Origin of the sequence: Actinoallomurus soli (assembly GCF_024055715.1) — a bacterium.
In the GTDB taxonomy this organism is placed as follows: domain Bacteria; phylum Actinomycetota; class Actinomycetes; order Streptosporangiales; family Streptosporangiaceae; genus Actinoallomurus; species Actinoallomurus soli.
Window position 1 is genome coordinate 84,614 of record NZ_JAMXMV010000007.1, and the last position, 17,582, is coordinate 102,195.

Genomic DNA, 17,582 nt, shown 5'->3' on the forward strand with positions numbered 1-17,582 from the left:
GCGTCATGACGCAGGACGAGATCATTCAGTTCGCAGCCGGCCTGCCGGGGACCGTGGTGGTCACGGCGAGCGAGGAGACGGGGGCTCCGGAGCCGGCCTGGGGTGACACGTTCATCTCCTACGATCCGCGCGGTGACGCGCCCGCCGACCGGTTCCTTCCCTTCGCGACCATCGTGACCAAGGACTACGACGGGTTCGACACCGCCTCGGACCTCGACCGCCCCGGCGTGTTCCGGTTGAACCTCGCCGTCGGCCGCAGGAGGTTCGAGGAGCTGATCGGTCACTCACCGGCGGCGCACGCGGACCACCGCGCCGGCATCGACTTCACGGTGACCGATCGGGTCCTCCCCCACCCCGTGTACGCGGCGCAGGGCTGGGTCTGCGTGCTCAACCCGGGCGAGGCCACCTCCTCACTCGCGCGCACCCTCCTGGAGGAGGCCCGTGCCCGGGCCGCGAGACGACTCGACCGGGCCCGGCCGGGCCCCGCCTGACGGCCGGCCGCTCGCGGTCCCCGGCCGGCGCCGGGGCGGCGCGCACCCGCCGCCCGAGGTCTCATCCGCCGCCGGACGGGGCCCGGAGCCCCGCGCCTCCGGGCCCCGCGTCCATCAGGCGGCGACGACGGCCGGGGTGTAGTGCTGCGCCTCGTCGCCCTCGATGACGTGGCTCTGCGTGCCGTCGACGCCCACGGGGACGTCACCCGCCACGGTCACCCGGTGCAGCCTGCGGGGCTGGTCCCCGTAGTCGTCCGGGGCGTAGTGCTGGGTGATCCGGTTGTCGAACACCACGAGGTCGCCGGGGTTCCACTGGACGCGCAGGATGTTCTCCGGCCGGATGACGTACTCCTGGAGGATGCGCAGGATGTCACGCGACTCCGTGCTGTTCAGCCCGATGATCCGCTGGGCGAACCCGCCGATGAACAGTCCGCGTTCGCCCGTCTCCGGGTGCACCCGCACGACCGGGTGCCCCGTCCGGTACCGCCGGGAGACGAAGGTCTCCCGGTACTCCACGGCCTTCCTGGTGTTCGTACGGGGCAGGACGTAGTCGTAGTCGTTGGTGTGCACGGCCCAGAGGCGGTCGGCGAACTCCCGCAGCTGCTCCGGCAGGTCTCGGTAGGCGGCCGCGGCGTTCGCGATCAGCGTGTTGCCCCCGTACGGCGGCACGACCAGCGCACGGAGCGTGGTGACCTTGGGCGGCGTGCGCACGAACGTCACGTCCGTGTGCCAGTGGTTCGACCGGATGCCCTCCTCCCCGTCGACCGGCAGGATGTTGGGGCTCCCGTCCACGGACGGCACGGTGGGATGGGCGGCGGTCAGCTCGCCGAACCTCGCGGCGAAGCGGATCTGGCCCTCGTCGTCGAGGCCGGTGTTGCGGAACACCAGCGCCTTGTGCTCGAGCAGGGCCGCGTTGAGCTCACGGAAGTCCTCGCCGCCGAGGCGGTCGAGGCCGGCGCCGGTGACCTCCGCGCCGATGCGTCCGCCGACCTTGCGAATGTCGAGGGTGGACATGGGGCACTCCTTCTCTTTCGGGGTTCTCACGAGTTGCGGATGGTGGGGTCGGCGGCGCGCAGCAGCAGGCGCAGCAGGCCGTCGAACGCGAAGCCGAGGACGGCGATGACGATGATCCCGCTGAAGATCAGCGGAGTCTGGAGGTAGTTGCCGGCCTGCAGGATCAGGAAGCCGACCCCTCCGGTGGCGGCGATCATCTCGGCCGCGATGATGCTCGTCCAGGCGCCGCCCATGGCGATCCGCATCCCGGTGATCACGCCGGGGACGGCGGCGCGGAGCCGTACGTGCACCATCGTGTGGAACTGCGAGGCGCCCAGGCTCCGGCTGGCGTTCACCAGCTCGGCCGGGACGGCGTCGAGGGCGCCCAGGGTCGCGATCGTGATGACCGGGACCACGCCGAAGAACAGCAGCGCCACCTTCGACGTCTCGCCGATGCCGAACCAGACGACGAGCAGGGGGATGAACGCGATCGGCGGCAGGGGCCGCACGACCGCGATGATGGGGTCGGCGAGTTCGCGGATCACGCGGACGCCCGACATCGCGGCGCCCAGGACGAGGCCCACGACCGTGCCGAGCCCGAACCCGGCGAGGATCCGGCCGGTACTGATCAGGGCGTCCTCCAGGAGGGTCTTGCCCTGGACCTCCGGATACCGATGGGTGACGTAGTGCCCGAACTCACGGACGGTCTCGGTGACCGACGGCAGGGTCACCGGGTCGCCGATGACCAGCGCCGCGACCTGCCAGACGCCGAGCGCCAGCAGCAGGCCCGTGCCGCCGAACGCCACGCGCCGCCACGAACGCCGTCTCCGCCGTCCCGGCGCGCCGGTCGTCCCGGGCGTCGCCGGCGGCGGGTCCTCCCCGTCGGGCTCCTGCGCGGCGGTCAGGGGCGCCGCGCTCGTGATCTGCTCGCTCATCGCTCCAGCACCTCCCTGATGCGCCGTTTGGCGGTGACGAACTCGAGCGTCTCGGTGTCCTCGTAGACCCGGGGCCGTGGGAGGGGGATGTCGACGACCGCCTTCGTCCGGCCGGGCCTGCCGGACAGCACCGCCACGCGGTCGCCGAGGAGGGTCGCCTCCTCGACGTCATGGGTGACGAACACGATCGTCATCCGGTGCCGCTGCCAGAGCTCCAGCAGGAACCGCTGCATCCCGGCGCGGGTGATGGCGTCGAGCGCCCCGAACGGCTCGTCCATGAGGAGCACGCTCGGGTGGTTGATCAGCACGCGGGCGAACGCCGCCCGGTGGCGCATCCCGCCGGACAGCTCGTGCGGGTGGGCGTCACGGAAGTCCGCCAGCCCGACCGTCTCCAGCAGGGCGTCGGCCTCCTCCCGCACCTCCCGGGTGAGCGCGCCCCTGGCCTTGGGGCCGTACAGGACGTTCTGGCGGGTGGTGAGCCACGGGAAGAGCGTCGGCGTCTGGAACAGCACGCCCCGGTCGGGGCCCGGCCCCCGCACCGGCCGCCCGTCCACGAGCACCTCGCCGGAGTCGGCGGGGACGAAGCCGGCGAGGACGCCCAGCAGCGTGGACTTGCCGCATCCGGAGGGCCCGAGCAGGCAGAGGAACTCCCCCGCCTCGATGTCCAGGCTCACGCCCTCCAGCGCGGCGGTCCGCCTGCGCCGTCCGCGGAAGGTCTTGCCGACGTCACGGAGCCGTATCGCGGACGGCCGTTCGGTGATCCGGGGTTCCGCGACGACCGCGTCCGCCGGCCGGCGTTCCGCGGCCGCCGGCGCGTGCGATGTGCCGGGCCGGCTCACGAGCAGCCTCCGGCCTGTGCCTTGGCCCAGAAGCCCGGGTCGATGTGCGCGGCGATCCGGGCGAGGGACGGAACGGTCTTCGCCCGGCCCTGCGTCACCAGGAACTCTCCGGTGCGCTGGAAGTTGGCGGCCAGCCGGCCGGAGGCCGCCGTGCCGTCCGTTCCCTGGAGCCAGCCGGTCTCCTCGGCCGCCGGGATGTAGGGATAGCTCTTCGTCGCCTCGACGGCGTCGTCGGGCCGCACGCCGAGGAACCGGGCCGCCGGGCGGACGTACTTGGCGGCCTGGTCGCCGTGGACCAGCGTCTGGGCCTGGGAGACCTGGCAGACCAGCTGCTGGACCAGGTCGCGGTTCTTCGCGGCGTACGGCCGGCTGACGGCGAGCAGGTTGACCGCGGCGTATCCGAGCCTGGCGATGTCCGCCGCCGTCGTGAGCACCCGGCCGCCGTGCTTCTTCAAATCGATGAGGAAGGACTGGCTGATGTAGACCGCGTCGATCTTGTGGGCCTTCCAGGCGGCGGCCTCGGCGGCCTCGCCGGCGAAGCTGGCGATCTGCACCCTGCCGGTGAGTCCCTGGCTCTTCAGCCAGCCGCGGAGCTGGAAGTCGAGGGTGGAGCCGACGAGCACGCCGACCTTCCGCAGGTCGGCGTTCGACCTGATCGCGTCGCTGACGACCAGCCCGGACTCGTCGATGCTCTCGGCGAAGACCACCTCCACGTCCGTGCCGGAGGAGAACGCGCCGACGAACGGCGGGTTGCCGACGCCGGAGACCACCGGGAAGGCGCCGGCGCGCAGCTGGGCCATGCCGGCCACGCCGCTGTCGATCGGGCGCAGCTCGATCTTCGCCTTGACGTGCGACGACAGGCCGGGGTCGGCGGCCACGACGGCCTCGGGGCCGGCGACGGCCCCCTGGAAGTATCCGATCTTCAGGGTCGGCGAGTCGGCCGAGCGCGCCTGCGCGGCGCAGCCGGTGCCGGCGAGGGTCAGGGCCAGGACGGCCGAGAGAGATCTTCTGGGCATGAGGGAATGCGCTCCTGTACGGGGGCGGCGCCGTCTTCATGGCGTGCGGCACTCGCCGGACGAGTGCCGTGGGGCACCGTGACGGAGAACGAGCTGCGGGAATGGGGGAACGCGACCGCGGAGCAGGCCGCGTGAGACGGGAACGGCGAGATCGTCAGCCGCGACAGCGGGCTGCGGCGACACGGACCAGGTCGACGTGCCGCCGGCGGGTGAGGGCGGGCCGGACGCGCATGAACTGATCGAAACACGGCGCACCGCACACAGTCAACCTTTCCTACCGGCTTACCATGGAATTGACCGTCTCAACTCTGGGTAAAGATCGGCTGGGAGCGACGGATCGACCTAAGGACCCCCCATGGGCGTACCCCTGCTCGGCGACATCCGTGACCAGGCCGGCGGCCTGGATCGTGATCAGCGCAACGCCTTCCTCGCCGCGTTCCTCGGCTGGATGATGGACGCGTTCGACTACTTCCTCCTCGTCTTCGTGATCACCGAGGTCGCCAAGGACTTCGGCACGTCGGCCGAGAAGGTCACGGTCGCGACCACGCTGACGCTGATCGCCCGGCCGCTCGGCGCGTACCTCTTCGGCCTGTGGGCGGACAAGGCCGGCCGGCGGATCCCGCTGATGGCGGACGTGCTGTTCTACTCCGTCGTCGAGATGATCTCCGGCTTCTCGACCTCGCTGACCATGCTGCTCGCCCTGCGGTTCCTGTACGGCATCGGCATGGGCGGCGAGTGGGGCCTGGGCGTCTCCCTGGCGATGGAGAAGATCCCGCCGGCCAAGCGCGGGTTCTACTCCGGGATGCTCCAGGTCGGATACCCGGCGGGCTACCTGGTGGCCGCGCTCGCGTACTTCGTGATCACGCCGATCTTCGGCTGGCGCGGCCTGTTCGTCTTCGGCGCGGTGCCCGCGCTCATCGCGCTGTACGTGCGGTACCGCGTGGGCGAGTCGGAGGTCTGGGAGCGCACGAACGCGCGGCTGCAGATGACGCGCACGCCCCTGCGCAAGGTCTTCTTCGACCGCAAGGTCCTGGTCCGGTTCTTCTACCTCGTGCTGCTCATGACGGCCTTCAACTTCATGAGCCACGGGACGCAGGACATCTACCCGACCTTCCTGAAGAAGGGCCTGCACCACTCCCCGCACTACGCGGTCGGCATCGCGGTGATCTACAACGTCGGCGCCATCGTCGGAGGCGTCGTGGTCGGCACCCTGTCGCAGCGCTTCGGGCGGCGCCGGGCCATCGTCGGCGCGGCCCTGCTGGCGCTGCTCGTCGTACCGCTGTTCGCCTACTCCAAGAGCGCGGCGCTGCTGGCGGTCAGCGCGTTCCTCATGCAGCTGTTCGTCCAGGGGGCCTGGGGCGTCATCCCGGCGCACCTGACCGAGATGTCGCCGGACGCGATCCGGGGCTTCTACCCCGGCGTCACCTACCAGCTCGGCAACCTCCTCGCCGCGATCAACCTGCCCCTGCAGGAGCGCCTGGCGAGCGGGCACGGCTACCCGTTCTCGTTCGCCGTCGTGATCGCGCCGACGCTGCTCGCCGTGGTCCTGCTGACCGCGTTCGGCCGGGAGGCGCACGGCGTGGAGTTCGGCAACGCTCCGGCGGTCCCCCCGGATCGGGAGCAGGTGGAGGCGGAGCCGGTGGAGGCGGAGCGGACCACCCGCCCGGAGGGCCGGCCTGGCACTGACCTTTCCTGACCTCACATAGAGTGCATCCCTGGCGGATCCGGATGAACATCCTGGTCAGCCACGTACTCGGCATGCGTCGCGCGGCTCGGGGCACCGGATCCCGGTCCTCCCCGGCCGCGCCATTCGCGTCTGGGCCGAGGTACGGCGACAATTCGATGAGGCATGTCCGTGGACACCGAGGAGAGCGATGCAGGAGGTCTGGCCCGGCACCCCGTACCCCCTGGGCGCCACCTGGGACGGGACCGGCACGAACTTCGCGCTGTTCTCTGAGGTGGCGCGGCGGGTCGAGCTGTGCCTGTTCGACGAGGACGGCACCGAGACCCGTTATGCCCTGCCCGAGACCGACGGCTTCGTCTGGCACGGCTACCTTCCCGGCATCGGCCCCGGGCAGCGGTACGGCTACCGCGTGCACGGGCCGTACGAGCCGGCGCTGGGACACCGGTGCAACCCCGCCAAGCTCCTCCTGGACCCGTACGGCAAGGCCGTCGAAGGCGACGTGCGATGGCACGAGTCGGTGTTCTCGTACCGGTTCGCGGCGCCGGCCGAGCTCAACACCGAGGACAGCGCGCCGTACATGCCGAAGAACGTCGTGATCAACCCGTTCTTCGACTGGGGCGAGGACCGGTCACCACGGACGCCGTACCACGAGACGGTCATCTACGAGGCCCACGTCAAGGGCCTGACGCGGCTGCACCCGGACATCCCGGAGGAGCAGCGCGGCACCTACGCCGCGCTCGCCCACCCGGCGATGATCGAGCACCTTCGCCGGCTCGGCGTCACGGCGATCGAGCTGATGCCGGTGCACCAGTTCGTCTCCGAGCACGCCCTGGTGGCGCGCGGGCTGACCAACTACTGGGGCTACAACACGATCGGGTTCCTCGCGCCGCACAACGCCTACTCCTCCTCCGGTGAGCTCGGCGAGCAGGTCCTGGAGTTCAAGGCCATGGTGCGGGCGATGCACGAGGCGGGCATCGAGGTGATCCTCGACGTCGTCTACAACCACACCGCCGAGGGCGACCACCTTGGCCCGACGCTCAGCTTCCGCGGCATCGACAACGCCGCCTACTACCGGCTCCGCGACACCGACAAGCGGTACAACCTCGACTACACCGGCTGCGGCAACAGCCTCAACGCCCGGCACCCGCACGCGCTCCAGCTGATCATGGACTCGCTGCGGTACTGGGTGACCGAGATGCACGTGGACGGTTTCCGGTTCGACCTCGCGTCCGCGCTGGCCCGGGAGTTCCACGACGTCGACCGGCTCTCGGCGTTCTTCGACCTGGTCCAGCAGGACCCCATCGTCTCGCAGGTGAAGCTGATCGCCGAGCCCTGGGACGTCGGTGAGGGCGGCTACCAGGTCGGCAACTTCCCGCCGCTGTGGACGGAGTGGAACGGCAAGTACCGCGACTCGGTCCGGGACTTCTGGCGCGGTCAGCCCGCTCTGCAGGAGTTCGCCTCCCGCCTGACCGGCTCCAGCGACCTGTACGCCGACGACGGCCGCCGCCCGCTGGCCTCGATCAACTTCGTCACCTGCCACGACGGGTTCACCCTGCACGACCTGGTCACCTACGACCGCAAGCACAACGAGGCCAACGGCGAGGACAACCGCGACGGGACCGACGACAACCGCTCCTGGAACCACGGCGTGGAGGGCGAGACGGACGACCCGGCGATCCGGTCGCTGCGCGCCCGCCAGCAGCGCAACCTCATCGCCACGCTGTTCCTGTCGCAGGGCGTGCCGATGCTGTCGCACGGCGACGAGCTGAACCGCACGCAGCACGGCAACAACAACGCCTACTGTCAGGACGACGAGCTGGCCTGGGTGTCCTGGAACGACGACCGGGACCTCGCCGACTTCATCCGTACGGTGTCGGAGCTGCGGAGGGACCACCCGGTCTTCCGGCGGCGGCGGTTCTTCCAGGGGCACACGCACGGCGGCGAGCTGGACGGCCAGCGCGACATCTGCTGGCTCACCCCGTCCGGCACGGAGATGACCGAGGCGGACTGGAACATCGGCTACGCCAAGGCCGTCGCGGTGTACCTCAACGGCGACGCGATCACCGAGCCGGACCCGCGGGGGCGGCGGGTCCGCGACGACTCGTTCCTGCTCCTGTTCAACGCGCACTCCGACGGCATCGTCTTCCACGTCCCGGACGAGCGCTTCGGCGAACGGTGGGAGGTCGTCCTCGACACCGCGGCGCCGGCACCGGCCGACCGCGAGGCGGTCAAGGCCAACGACGACCTGGCGGTCGCCGACCGGGCCCTGGTCCTGCTGCGCCGCGTCCTGCCCGCCTGAGCACGGCCGGGCGCCGCTCGTCATCGCGGGCCGGGGCCACGGCCGGACCACGGGCCGCCGACGCCGGCCCGCGGCCGTCAGGGCTGGCCGCGGGCGGCCCTGATCGCGGTGAGCAGCACCAGCACGAACGTCAGGAGTGCGACCGTGCCGTGCGCGAGCACGCCGATCAGGGGGAAGTGCTGCTCCGCGCCGCGCGCGTGCTTGCCGCCGCGCCCGGTGAGCCAGCGCGTCAGGAGGGTGAAGCCCAGCAACGCCACGACGGCCAGCACGCCGAACGAACTCCACGCGTACGCGACCCGCGCCGTCTGCAGGAACTTCACCCAGGCGCCCAGGGACACCACGGCCAGGGCGGGGTGGCCGAGGACGACCGTCAGCGGGAAGCGGGTGACCTTCGTGCCCTGGCGCCGCAGGCCGCCGTTGGCCAGCCAGACGATCAGCAGGTAGGCGCCCGCGACGGCGGCCAGCAACCACATCACCAATGCGGCGATACCCAAGCCCTTTCCCCCCTCTTGACCCGGCTCTTACCCAAGTGTCACCTCGGCCACACTGCGACAAGAGCGCGGTAACGTCACGAACCGAACGCTGTGCCACCCTGGGTGTCATGCGACGACTCGAACCCGCCGGCCTCGCGGACCTCGCGGAGGCGTACGCCTATCCGGACACCACTCCCTGGCTCCGGGGCAACATGGTCGCCAGCGCCGACGGCGCCGCGACGTTCGAGGGCAAGGCCGGAGGGCTCGGCAACGAGGCCGACCGGCGCCTGCTGTCCCTGCTGCGCGGGCTGGCCGACGTCGTCATCGCCGGCGCGGCGACGGTCCGCGTCGAGGGGTACGGCCCGGTCCACCCCCGCGAGTGGTGGGGCGACATCCGTAAGGGACGGCCGGCGGCGCCGCCACTGGCCATCGTGTCGCGCTCGCTGGAGCTCGACTTCGACGCCCCCGTCTTCACCGAGGCGACCGCCCGCACGATCGTCATCACGTGCGCGTCGGCCCCGGAGGACCGGCGCAGCGGCCTGGAGAAGCACGCCGACGTGATCGTCGCCGGCGAGGAGGAGGTCGACGTGGCGGCCGCGCTCGACGCGCTGGCCGAGCGCGGCCTCACCCGTCAGCTCACCGAGGGCGGCCCACGGCTGCTCGCCCGGTTCGTCGCCGCGGAGCGGCTCGACGAGCTGTGCCTCACCGTCAGTCCGCAGATCACCGCGGGCGACGCGGCCCGGATCGTCAACGGACCGGGACCGGCGTCGACTCCGTACCGTCTCGGGCACGTCCTGGAGGACGAGGACTTCCTGTTCCTCCGCTACACGCGCCGTGACGACCGGGGATCGTCGTAGGCGTGTTCTAGTGTGAGGTCATGGACCTGCCCGTGAGCCCGCCCGTGGCGCCGATGCTGGCCAAGGCCGTCAAGGAGCTGCCCCGCGGGGACGTGCTCTACGAGCCGAAGTGGGACGGGTTCCGGGCGATCGTGTTCCGGGACCGCGACGAGGTGGCGATCTACGGGCGCAACGGCAAGCCGCTGGACCGCTACTTCCCCGAGCTGGTGGAGGGCTTCCGCCGCGAGCTGCCCGAGCGATCCGTCCTCGACGGGGAGATCGTCGTGCGCCGGGGCCACGTCCTCGACTTCGAGGCGCTGCAGCAGCGCATCCACCCCGCCGCCTCGCGGATCAAGCTGCTCTCCGAGGAGACGCCGGCGGGCTTCGTCGCCTTCGACATGCTCGCGCTCGGCGCCGAGTCGCTGCTGGAGACCCCGTTCGGCGACCGGCGCGCCCGGCTCGCCGATGCGCTCGCCGGCGCGAAGCCGCCCGTCCACGTCACCCCCGCCACCGACGCGTACGACGTTGCCCTGCGCTGGTTCGACGAGTTCGAGGGCGCCGGGCTGGACGGCGTGGTCGTCAAGCCGCTGGACGGCGCGTACGAGCCGGACCGGCGGGCGATGTTCAAGGTCAAGCACGAGCGCACCGCCGACTGCGTCGTCGGTGGATTCCGCTGGCACAAGTCCGGGCCGGTCGTCGGCTCGCTTCTCCTCGGCCTGTACGACGGCGACCGGCTCCAGCACGTCGGGGTCTCGGCGTCCTTCCCGATGAAGCGCCGCGAGGAGCTGGTCGCGGAGCTGGAGCCCTACCGGGTCACGGACCTCACCGGGCACCCGTGGGCCGGATGGGCCGAGCAGACCGACGCCCGGGTCGACCGCATGCCGGGGGCGGTCAGCCGCTGGACCGGCAAGAAGGACCTGTCGTGGGTTCCGCTGCGGCCCGCGCTGGTGTGCGAGGTCGCCTACGACCATATGGAGGGCCGCCGGTTCCGGCACACCGCGCGGTTCCGCCGCTGGCGGCCGGATCGCACGCCGGAGTCGTGCGGATACGACCAGCTCGAGGTGCCCGTCGCGTACGACCTGGACGACATCCTCGGCGACTGAGCTCCGGTCTTCTCCCCCGACACCAACCAAGCGTACGCTTGGCGCAGTGCACGGCAGGCGCGGGCGGGCTCCGTCGCGCGCGGGGAGAAGGGGATCGCGATGCGGGAGTTCTCCAACCTGATCGGCGGCGAGCTGCGCCCCGCCGACCGCACGCTCGACTCGGTCGATCCCTCGACCGGGAAGGTCTGGGCGAGGATCCCGCGCAGCACGGCCGGCGACGCGGACGCGGCCGTCGCGGCGGCCCGTGCGGCGTTCCCCGCCTGGTCCGCGCTGCCGGCGGCCGGCCGGGCGCACCTGCTCCGCAAGGTGGCCGGGGTCTTCGCCGCCAACGCGCGGGAGCTGGCCGAGCTGGAGACCCGCGACAACGGCCGCATCATCACCGAGACCGCCAGGCGCGACCTGCCCGGGATGACCTACCTGTGGCAGCTGGCCGCCGCCGAGTGCGGCGTCGCCGTCGAGGGCAAGACCGTCATCCTCGGACCGGGCAGCCTGGGATTCACCCGGCGTGTCCCGTACGGGGTGGTGGTCGGGATCATCCCGTGGAACTCCCCGATCTCGACGTTCTCGGCGAAGGCGGCGTTCGCGCTGGCCGCCGGCAACACCGTCGTCATCAAGCCCGCCGAACAGGCGACCGCGTCCACGCTGCGGCTCGGCGAGCTGCTGCGCGAGGTCCTGCCGCCCGGCGTGCTCAACATCGTGTCCGGGCTCGGCGAGGAGGTCGGCGATGCCCTCGTCCGCCACCCGGGCGTGAACCGGATCAGCCTCACCGGCTCCACGGAGACGGCGCGGATCATCACCCGGGCCAGCACGGACGCCCTCAAGCCCCTCGCCTTCGAGCTCGGCGGCAAGTCCCCCAACATCGTCTTCGCGGACGCCGACCTGGATCGCGCGGCCCTCGGCGTGTCGACGCAGAGCGTCTTCACCGCCAACGCGGGCCAGGTGTGCGTGGCCGGCTCGCGGATCCTCATCGAGCGGCCGGTCTTCGCCGAGATGATCGACCGGATCACCGCGATCGCCCGGGGAATCCGGCTCGGCGACCCGCTGGCGGAGGAGACGACGATGGGGCCGATCGTCTCCTCCGAACAGTTCCAGCGCGTCACGGGCTACCTGGAGATCGCCGCGAAGGAGGGCGCGGAACTGGTCTTCGGCGGGCGCTCCGGTGGCGAGATCGTGGACGAGGCGTACGCGGGCGGCTACTGGGTCGAGCCGACGCTGTTCACGACCGAGGACAACGCGCTGCGCGTCTGCCAGGAGGAGATCTTCGGCCCGGTCGCCGTGGCGCTGCCCTTCGACACCGAGGAGGAGGCGGTCGCGCTCGCCAACGACTCGGCGTACGGCCTGGCGGCGGGCGTGTGGACACGGGACCTCGGCCGCGCGCACCGCATGTGCCGGGACGTCGAGGCCGGCACGGTCTGGGTGAACACCTACCGGAAGATGCCGCCGGGCCTGCCGTTCGAGGGCCTGAAGGACAGCGGCTACGGCCACGACTCGGTGCTCGCGAACACCCGCGAGAAGTCCTGCCTGATCGAGTCGTGAGCCGATCGAGGCTCCGGCCCCGTGCCGTCCGCGGACAGGGCCGTCAGCCGCCCAGCCGGACCGCACGGCGTACGTCGGCGGCGTAGGCCTCGGGCTGTTCCCAGGCCGCGAAGTGTCCGCCGGCGCGGTGTTCCACATACTCGCGGACGTTGAGGAACGCCTCGGCGTAGCTTCGCGGCTCCGGCTTGGTGTCGCGCGGGAACATCGAGAGCACGGTCGGCGTGTCGACCCGGTCGGGAAGGACCACCGGTTCCGCGTAGGTGGCGAAGGAGGTGCCGATCGTGCCGGTGACCCAGTAGGCGGTGACCCAGGTGAGGAGCTCGTCCGTGGTGAAGGCCGACTCGTCGGACCAGGACTCCAGCTTCTCGACGATCCATGCCGCGAGGCCGGCGGGTGAGTCGCCGAGGGCGACGGCGAGCGTGTTCGGCCGCGTCGACTGCTCCGCGATGTACCCGCCCTCGCCGCGGAACCACTGGGCCGCCCGGCCGAGGTAGGCCGCCGCGTCGGGCGCGAGCTTGGCCGGGTCCGCCGTGAGCGCACGCTGCGGGGCGACGTTCGTGAGGTGCAGGGCGGCCACTCTGTCCGGGTGCTCCCCCGCGAGGATCTCCGCGAGGGTGCCGCCCACGTCGCCGCCGGACACCGTGTACCTCGGGTGACCGAGCTCGTCGAGAGCGTCCGCGACGATCCCGGCGATCCGGTTGACCGACATGCCGGGCGTGGTGAGCGGGGCCGCGAACGGGAAGCCCGGCAGCGCGGGAACCACCACGTGCAGGTCCGCGAGCAGAGGGAGGACGCGCTCGAAGCGCAGCACCGAGTCCGGCCAGCCGTGCAGCAGCACGACGACCGGCGCGCCCGGATCCGCGGACCGCTGGTGGATCACGCGCAGGTCGGTGCCGCCCGCCCGCACCGTCACCCAGGGGAACCCGCCGATGCGGCGCTCGTGCACGCCCCAGTCGTACTCGGTCGCCCAGCGTTCGAGCAGGTCGTCAAGGCGGGCGCCGCTGACGCCGCGCGTCCCGTCGTCACTCCACGGGGTCGTGACACGGCGCGTCCGCTGGAGTCGTTCCCGCAAGTCGTCGATCATGTGTACGAGCATACACAAGATGTGTATGCTCGTACACATGACTTCGCGCAACGCGGCGGCCACCAGACAGCGGATCCTGGAACACGCGCGCAGCCAGTTCGCCCGACACGGGTACACGGCGGTCACCGTCAAGGGCGTGGCCGACGCGGCAGGCGTGTCGCCCAACCTCATCACGCGCTACTTCGGCGGCAAGGACGGTCTCTTCCTGGCGGCGACCCGGGTGGAGATCCCGGTCTCGGACTCCTTCGACGGCGAGCGTTCCGCGCTGGGTTCACGCCTCGCGGCGAGCATCGTCCAGCGCTGGTTCGGCGCACCCGGCGACGATCCGCTGCTCGTCCTGCAGCGCGCGTCCGGCGAACGCCCGGAGGCGGCGGAGGCGCTGGCCGCCTTCCTCGACACCAACTCGCTGGAGCCGCTGTACCGCTACCTCCGCGACAGCGGCCTGGACGACGCGAGCGCCCGCAGCCGCGCCGCGGCGATCGACGCCTTCGTGCTCGGCGTCTCGACCCGCCGCCGGGTCCTGCGCTCCGAGCTCGGCGACCCCGCCGAGCTCCAGGCCTGGCTGAGCGCCACCATCCAGCGCCTCGCCGACGGGTGAGGCACGACGGCCGTCGACGGTCGGTTCAGTCGTGGCGGGCCTTGCTCGGCTGGACGCGCTTGGGCTCGCCCGCCATCTTCGGATAGTTCGGCGGATAGGGCATGTCGCCCAGCCCGTGCTCCCGCTCGTCCCGGTCGGCCCACTCCAGCAGCGCCTCCAGGGAGAACGCCCGCTCGTCGATCGCGGCGTGCAGGTCGCCGATCTTCGCGAACCGCTCCGGCATGGTGGCGATCGTGAAGTCCTCCGGATCGACGTCGGGCAGCTCCTCCCAGGTCAGCGGCGCGGATACCGGAGCGTACGGCTTCGGGCGGACGCTGTAGGCGGACGCGATGGTGCGATCACGGGCGTTCTGGTTGAAGTCGACGAAGACCTTCTCGCCGCGCTCCTCCTTCCACCAGTTGGTGGTGACCAGGTCGGGCATCCGGCGCTCGATCTCCCGCCCGAAGGCCAGCGCGCAGCGGCGGACCTCGGTGAAGGTCCAGCGGGGCTCGATCCGTACGTAGACGTGCACGCCGCGCCCGCCGGAGGTCTTCGGGAAGCCGACGAAGCCGAGCTCGCCGAGGATCTCGCGGACGGCCTCCAGGGCGACCTTCTTGGCCTCGGCGAAGCCGGTGCCGGGCTGAGGGTCGAGGTCGATGCGCAGCTCGTCGGGATGGTCGACGTCCCCGCAGCGCACCGGCCACGGGTGGAAGGTGACGGTGCCGAGGTTGGCGCACCAGGCCACGGCCGCGAGCTCGGTGGGGCAGATCTCGTCGGCGTGCCGCCCGCTGGGGAACGCGATCCGGGCCGTCTCGAGCCACTCCGGAGCGTTCTTCGGCACGCGCTTCTGGTAGAAGGCGTCGCCCCGGTTGTCGGCGCGCGTCGCCATCTTCGCGCCCTCGAACACCCCGCCCGGCCAGCGCTCCAGCGTCGTCGGCCGGCGGCGCAGCGCCCGCAGGATGCCGTCGCCGACGGCCAGGTAGTAGTTCACCAGGTCCAGCTTGGTCTCCCCGCGCGCCGGGAAGTAGACCTTGTCCGGATTGGTGATCTTGACGACGCGATCTCCGACCTGGATCTCCACGAAAGGCGATGCCATAACGGCACGGTACATCCGCCCGGTGACAGATCACCGGAATGGCCCGTCCCCGCCGCGGGTTATGCGGGACATGACAGTCATTCGCAAGAGCGAGGAAGAGTGGAAGGTCCAGCTCTCGCCGGAGGAGTTCCACGTCCTGCGCGAGGCGGGCACCGAGCCGCCGTGGTCCGGGGAGTACGTCTCCACCAAGACCGAAGGGGTGTACCGCTGCCGGGCCTGCGGCGCGGAGCTGTTCCGCTCGGACACCAAGTTCGACTCGCACTGCGGCTGGCCGAGCTTCTACCAGCCGACCGAGTCGGACGCGGTCACGCTGCTGCGGGACACCTCGCACGGCATGATCCGCATCGAGGTCCGCTGCGCCCGGTGCGACTCGCACCTGGGCCACGTCTTCGAGGGTGAGGGCTACCCCACCCCGACCGACCAGCGCTACTGCATCAACAGCGTCTCACTGAGCCTGGAGCCGGCCGAGTAGGCCCGTTCGGCGAAAAGCGGAACGCGCCGGCGCGTCACCGCCCCGGCGCATTCCGGCATTCTCAGCGGCGCTTCACGTCGATCCGCTGAAGGTTCTTCCCCGGTACCCATCCGGTCCTGCCGCCGCCCAGCCTCACCTCGAGGTACCCGTGGGAGGACCTGCCCGTTCCGGTGGTCGTCGCGCCGGCGCCGAGGTGGCCGACGATCCGCGACTTCGGGTCGGCCGCCGCCTGAACGGCGAGCTCACGCCCCTTCCGCACGCCGACGACCCGGTAGGTCTGCGACGCCTTGGCGCTCGGAGCGTGTGCGGAGACGGGCCGTACGGCGGCCTCCGCCGTCGCCCCCATGGCCAGGACTCCGCCGGCTCCGATGGTCACGGCGGCGACGACGGTGACGGCCCGGTTGCGCAGATTCATGTCCACTCCCTGGTGTTCGACAGCCCTTTCGGATATCGGCCAAATTAATCGGCCCGTCTGGAAGGACGATGAAGCACGACAAGGAATTGAATGAGATCGATTTCAGAGTGGAATGAGGCAGATTAACGCGGTATGAGAACCGCTGCGCGGCGCGCCGCCCGGTGGGACGGCGCGCCGTGCTCAGCGCAGGACCGACAGCCGGTCGAGGACGCCGAACGGCTGCAGCCCGTAGGCGTAGAAATCGACCGCGTCGGCCGTCGCGGCGACCGACCCGGCCTTGGCCGCCAGGTCGGCCGCCGAGGCGGTGTCCGGCGGGCCCGGGCGCAGCAGGGCGCGCAGCTCGCGGCCCGGCCCGAGGGCGGCGCGGTACGCCTCCAGGTCGGTCGCGACCCGACCGGCGTCCCGCGCGTACGCGGTGACGGCGTAGCCGCCGGCGACCCGCGCGACCGCGGCCGGGTCGATCCCGATCCGCCACGCGTCGGACGCCGAGGGCCCGCCCGACGGGCGGCCGTCCGCGTACCCCTTCACCGCGCCGGTGAGGTCGAGGAAGATCAGCCGAGATCCCTCCGCGGCGACCGCCTCGGCCACCTCGGCGACGAGCGAGGTGATCGTCGCCCGGCGGGCCGTCGCGAACTCCGTGATCGCCGCCGGCAGGCCGGCCTCCGCCTGCCGCGCGCCCCCGCCTTCGAACGCCTCCTCGACCAGGCGCACGGCCTCCTTCCGCGCCGCCTCCGCGCCCTCGACGCGCCGGCAGTCCGGGCAGAAGCACAGGCCGAGGGCGTACTCGGCGACCGGGCCGAGCTCGACGAAGGAGCGTTCGTGGTGATAGCCGTGCCCGAAGAACCCGAAGTGCAGCGACTCGGCGACGACGCCGTCGACGCCGTACCGCGCCATGGAACGGGCCAGGGCGACGGCGTACGCGCGGACGTCGGGGTTGGACGGGCACAGGTCCGCCGGGGCCGCGCGGTCGCCGAAGCAGTTCTCCTGCGTCACGCCGGGGTGCTCCAGGCCGATCGTGGTGTTGTGCAGGAAGACCCCCCACGCGTACAGCGACGCGCCGCGCGAGCGGGTCAGGGCCCGCAGCGAGCGGAGCGGGTCGTCCTCCGCGCCCGCCTGCACGGGCGGCACCAGCCTCCCGAACAGGTCGCCGGGCGGGAAGTGCACGCCGTCGTGGCGGAACGTCACCCGCGACGCGCCGTGCGGGGTGACGTCACGGGCCCGGTGGTAGGCCGCCGCGACGGTCAGCCCGGTACAGCCGTAGCCGACGACCCGGTCGAGGACCGGCGCGGCGCCCTCGCCGCGCACGTCCTCGACGAAGGTGTAGACGGTGGAGTCCATCAGCCCTTGTACGCCACGAAGTCGATCTCGACCAGGATGTTCATCAGGTCCGAGCCGACGGTCGTGCGCACCGGATACGGCTCCGTGAAGTGCTCGCGGTAGACCTCGTCGTAGGCGGCGAAGTCGCGGTGCAGCTCCTGCAGGTGCACGGTCGACTTGACGACGTCGTCGAAGGTCAGGCCCTCCGCGGCGAGGACGGCGGCCAGGTTCTTCAGCACCTGCCGGGTCTGGGTGGCCACGTCGTCGCCGACGACCTGGCCGGTCTCCGGGTCGATCGGGCCCATCCCGGCGGTGAAGAGGAGGTCGCCGGCGACGATCCCGTGCGAGTAGGTCCCGCCCGGCGCGGGGACGTTCTCCGGCTGGACGCGCTTCTTGGAAGGAATGGTCTTCTCCAA

Annotated in this window: 19 protein-coding genes; 8 read left to right on the forward strand and 11 right to left on the reverse strand. The window is 71.6% G+C overall.

Features of this window, described 5'->3' with window-relative positions:
* The first annotated feature begins 5 nt into the window (after positions 1–5).
* The gene (locus tag NDW01_RS19150; RefSeq protein WP_252822426.1) at positions 6–491 is read left to right on the forward strand and encodes a DUF6194 family protein; all 486 of its coding nucleotides are present in this window, start codon (positions 6–8) and stop codon (positions 489–491) included.
* 114 nt (positions 492–605) lie between these two features.
* Here NDW01_RS19150 and NDW01_RS19155 read toward each other — a convergent pair whose 3' ends face one another.
* The 5 genes from NDW01_RS19155 to NDW01_RS44355 form a co-directional block, all read right to left on the reverse strand.
* Positions 606–1,505: a TauD/TfdA dioxygenase family protein gene (locus NDW01_RS19155; protein ID WP_252822427.1), complete on the reverse strand. Its 900-nt coding sequence runs from the start codon at positions 1,503–1,505 to the stop codon at positions 606–608.
* A gap of 26 nt (positions 1,506–1,531) precedes the next feature.
* Positions 1,532–2,419 carry an ABC transporter permease gene (locus NDW01_RS19160; protein ID WP_252822429.1) on the reverse strand — a complete coding sequence of 296 codons (888 nt, stop codon included), beginning with the start codon at positions 2,417–2,419 and terminating at the stop codon, positions 1,532–1,534.
* Complete coding sequence (locus NDW01_RS19165; RefSeq protein WP_252822431.1) at positions 2,416–3,258, reverse strand: ABC transporter ATP-binding protein; 843 nt, start codon at positions 3,256–3,258, stop codon at positions 2,416–2,418. The genes NDW01_RS19160 and NDW01_RS19165 overlap by 4 nt, the downstream gene beginning before the upstream one ends.
* Positions 3,255–4,274, reverse strand: a complete 1,020-nt coding sequence (locus NDW01_RS19170) for an ABC transporter substrate-binding protein (protein ID WP_252822433.1) — start codon at positions 4,272–4,274, stop codon at positions 3,255–3,257. Before NDW01_RS19170 ends, NDW01_RS19165 begins: the two co-directional genes overlap by 4 nt.
* Before the next feature lie 154 nt (positions 4,275–4,428).
* Positions 4,429–4,506, reverse strand: coding sequence for a putative leader peptide (locus tag NDW01_RS44355; protein ID WP_360890854.1), 78 nt, complete (start codon positions 4,504–4,506; stop codon positions 4,429–4,431).
* A gap of 123 nt (positions 4,507–4,629) precedes the next feature.
* On the opposite strand from NDW01_RS44355, the gene NDW01_RS19175 reads away from it, so the two are divergent.
* Together NDW01_RS19175 and glgX are read left to right on the forward strand one after the other, a co-directional pair.
* A complete protein-coding gene (locus NDW01_RS19175; RefSeq protein ID WP_252822435.1) occupies positions 4,630–5,970 on the forward strand; it encodes an MFS transporter in 1,341 nt (446 codons plus the stop codon).
* 178 nt (positions 5,971–6,148) lie between these two features.
* Positions 6,149–8,257, forward strand: a complete 2,109-nt coding sequence (gene glgX / locus NDW01_RS19180) for a glycogen debranching protein GlgX (protein WP_252822437.1) — start codon at positions 6,149–6,151, stop codon at positions 8,255–8,257.
* Between the two features lie 77 nt (positions 8,258–8,334).
* Here glgX and NDW01_RS19185 read toward each other — a convergent pair whose 3' ends face one another.
* Positions 8,335–8,751 (reverse strand): hypothetical protein, encoded by a 417-nt coding sequence (locus tag NDW01_RS19185; RefSeq protein WP_252822439.1) that lies wholly within the window; start codon positions 8,749–8,751, stop codon positions 8,335–8,337.
* 107 nt (positions 8,752–8,858) lie between these two features.
* Here NDW01_RS19185 and NDW01_RS19190 point away from each other — a divergent pair, with 107 nt between their 5' ends.
* The 3 genes from NDW01_RS19190 to NDW01_RS19200 all read left to right on the forward strand — a co-directional run bounded on the left by NDW01_RS19190 (position 8,859) and on the right by NDW01_RS19200 (position 12,205).
* Positions 8,859–9,587, forward strand: a complete 729-nt coding sequence (locus tag NDW01_RS19190) for a pyrimidine reductase family protein (protein WP_252822441.1) — start codon at positions 8,859–8,861, stop codon at positions 9,585–9,587.
* 20 nt (positions 9,588–9,607) lie between these two features.
* On the forward strand, positions 9,608–10,669 hold the full coding sequence (locus NDW01_RS19195; protein WP_252822442.1) for an ATP-dependent DNA ligase: 1,062 nt from the start codon (positions 9,608–9,610) through the stop codon (positions 10,667–10,669).
* 99 nt (positions 10,670–10,768) lie between these two features.
* Entirely contained in the window at positions 10,769–12,205 is a 1,437-nt protein-coding gene (locus NDW01_RS19200) for an aldehyde dehydrogenase family protein (protein ID WP_252822443.1), read from the forward strand.
* A 43-nt stretch (positions 12,206–12,248) separates the two neighbouring features.
* Here NDW01_RS19200 and NDW01_RS19205 read toward each other — a convergent pair whose 3' ends face one another.
* Entirely contained in the window at positions 12,249–13,289 is a 1,041-nt protein-coding gene (locus NDW01_RS19205; protein WP_252822444.1) for an epoxide hydrolase family protein, read from the reverse strand.
* Positions 13,290–13,326: 37 nt separating this feature from the next.
* On the opposite strand from NDW01_RS19205, the gene NDW01_RS19210 reads away from it, so the two are divergent.
* On the forward strand, positions 13,327–13,887 hold the full coding sequence (locus NDW01_RS19210; RefSeq protein WP_252822446.1) for a TetR/AcrR family transcriptional regulator: 561 nt from the start codon (positions 13,327–13,329) through the stop codon (positions 13,885–13,887).
* 25 nt (positions 13,888–13,912) lie between these two features.
* Here the strand turns inward: NDW01_RS19210 and ligD are convergent, their stop codons facing one another.
* A complete protein-coding gene (gene ligD / locus NDW01_RS19215; RefSeq protein WP_252822448.1) occupies positions 13,913–14,962 on the reverse strand; it encodes a non-homologous end-joining DNA ligase in 1,050 nt (349 codons plus the stop codon).
* 70 nt (positions 14,963–15,032) lie between these two features.
* On the opposite strand from ligD, the gene msrB reads away from it, so the two are divergent.
* Entirely contained in the window at positions 15,033–15,434 is a 402-nt protein-coding gene (msrB, locus tag NDW01_RS19220; RefSeq protein WP_252778395.1) for a peptide-methionine (R)-S-oxide reductase MsrB, read from the forward strand.
* A 61-nt stretch (positions 15,435–15,495) separates the two neighbouring features.
* Here the strand turns inward: msrB and NDW01_RS19225 are convergent, their stop codons facing one another.
* The 3 genes from NDW01_RS19225 to NDW01_RS19235 all read right to left on the reverse strand — a co-directional run bounded on the left by NDW01_RS19225 (position 15,496) and on the right by NDW01_RS19235 (position 17,582).
* Positions 15,496–15,849, reverse strand: a complete 354-nt coding sequence (locus tag NDW01_RS19225) for a hypothetical protein (protein WP_252822449.1) — start codon at positions 15,847–15,849, stop codon at positions 15,496–15,498.
* Between the two features lie 180 nt (positions 15,850–16,029).
* Positions 16,030–17,187 (reverse strand): hypothetical protein, encoded by a 1,158-nt coding sequence (locus NDW01_RS19230; RefSeq protein ID WP_252822450.1) that lies wholly within the window; start codon positions 17,185–17,187, stop codon positions 16,030–16,032.
* A complete protein-coding gene (locus NDW01_RS19235) occupies positions 17,187–17,582 on the reverse strand; it encodes a RidA family protein (protein WP_252822452.1) in 396 nt (131 codons plus the stop codon). Before NDW01_RS19235 ends, NDW01_RS19230 begins: the two co-directional genes overlap by 1 nt.

Coding starts and splice junctions, on each gene's coding strand:
- NDW01_RS19150 (WP_252822426.1), top strand. CDS start 6: ATGACGCAGGACGAGATCATTCAGTTCGCAGCCGGCCTGCCGGGGACC.
- NDW01_RS19195 (WP_252822442.1), top strand. CDS start 9,608: ATGGACCTGCCCGTGAGCCCGCCCGTGGCGCCGATGCTGGCCAAGGCC.
- msrB (WP_252778395.1), top strand. CDS start 15,033: ATGACAGTCATTCGCAAGAGCGAGGAAGAGTGGAAGGTCCAGCTCTCG.
- NDW01_RS44355 (WP_360890854.1), bottom strand. CDS start 4,506: ATGCGCGTCCGGCCCGCCCTCACCCGCCGGCGGCACGTCGACCTGGTC.
- glgX (WP_252822437.1), top strand. CDS start 6,149: ATGCAGGAGGTCTGGCCCGGCACCCCGTACCCCCTGGGCGCCACCTGG.
- NDW01_RS19160 (WP_252822429.1), bottom strand. CDS start 2,419: ATGAGCGAGCAGATCACGAGCGCGGCGCCCCTGACCGCCGCGCAGGAG.
- NDW01_RS19230 (WP_252822450.1), bottom strand. CDS start 17,187: ATGGACTCCACCGTCTACACCTTCGTCGAGGACGTGCGCGGCGAGGGC.
- NDW01_RS19175 (WP_252822435.1), top strand. CDS start 4,630: ATGGGCGTACCCCTGCTCGGCGACATCCGTGACCAGGCCGGCGGCCTG.
- NDW01_RS19200 (WP_252822443.1), top strand. CDS start 10,769: ATGCGGGAGTTCTCCAACCTGATCGGCGGCGAGCTGCGCCCCGCCGAC.
- NDW01_RS19190 (WP_252822441.1), top strand. CDS start 8,859: ATGCGACGACTCGAACCCGCCGGCCTCGCGGACCTCGCGGAGGCGTAC.
- NDW01_RS19225 (WP_252822449.1), bottom strand. CDS start 15,849: ATGAATCTGCGCAACCGGGCCGTCACCGTCGTCGCCGCCGTGACCATC.
- NDW01_RS19155 (WP_252822427.1), bottom strand. CDS start 1,505: ATGTCCACCCTCGACATTCGCAAGGTCGGCGGACGCATCGGCGCGGAG.
- NDW01_RS19170 (WP_252822433.1), bottom strand. CDS start 4,274: ATGCCCAGAAGATCTCTCTCGGCCGTCCTGGCCCTGACCCTCGCCGGC.
- ligD (WP_252822448.1), bottom strand. CDS start 14,962: ATGGCATCGCCTTTCGTGGAGATCCAGGTCGGAGATCGCGTCGTCAAG.
- NDW01_RS19210 (WP_252822446.1), top strand. CDS start 13,327: ATGACTTCGCGCAACGCGGCGGCCACCAGACAGCGGATCCTGGAACAC.
- NDW01_RS19205 (WP_252822444.1), bottom strand. CDS start 13,289: ATGATCGACGACTTGCGGGAACGACTCCAGCGGACGCGCCGTGTCACG.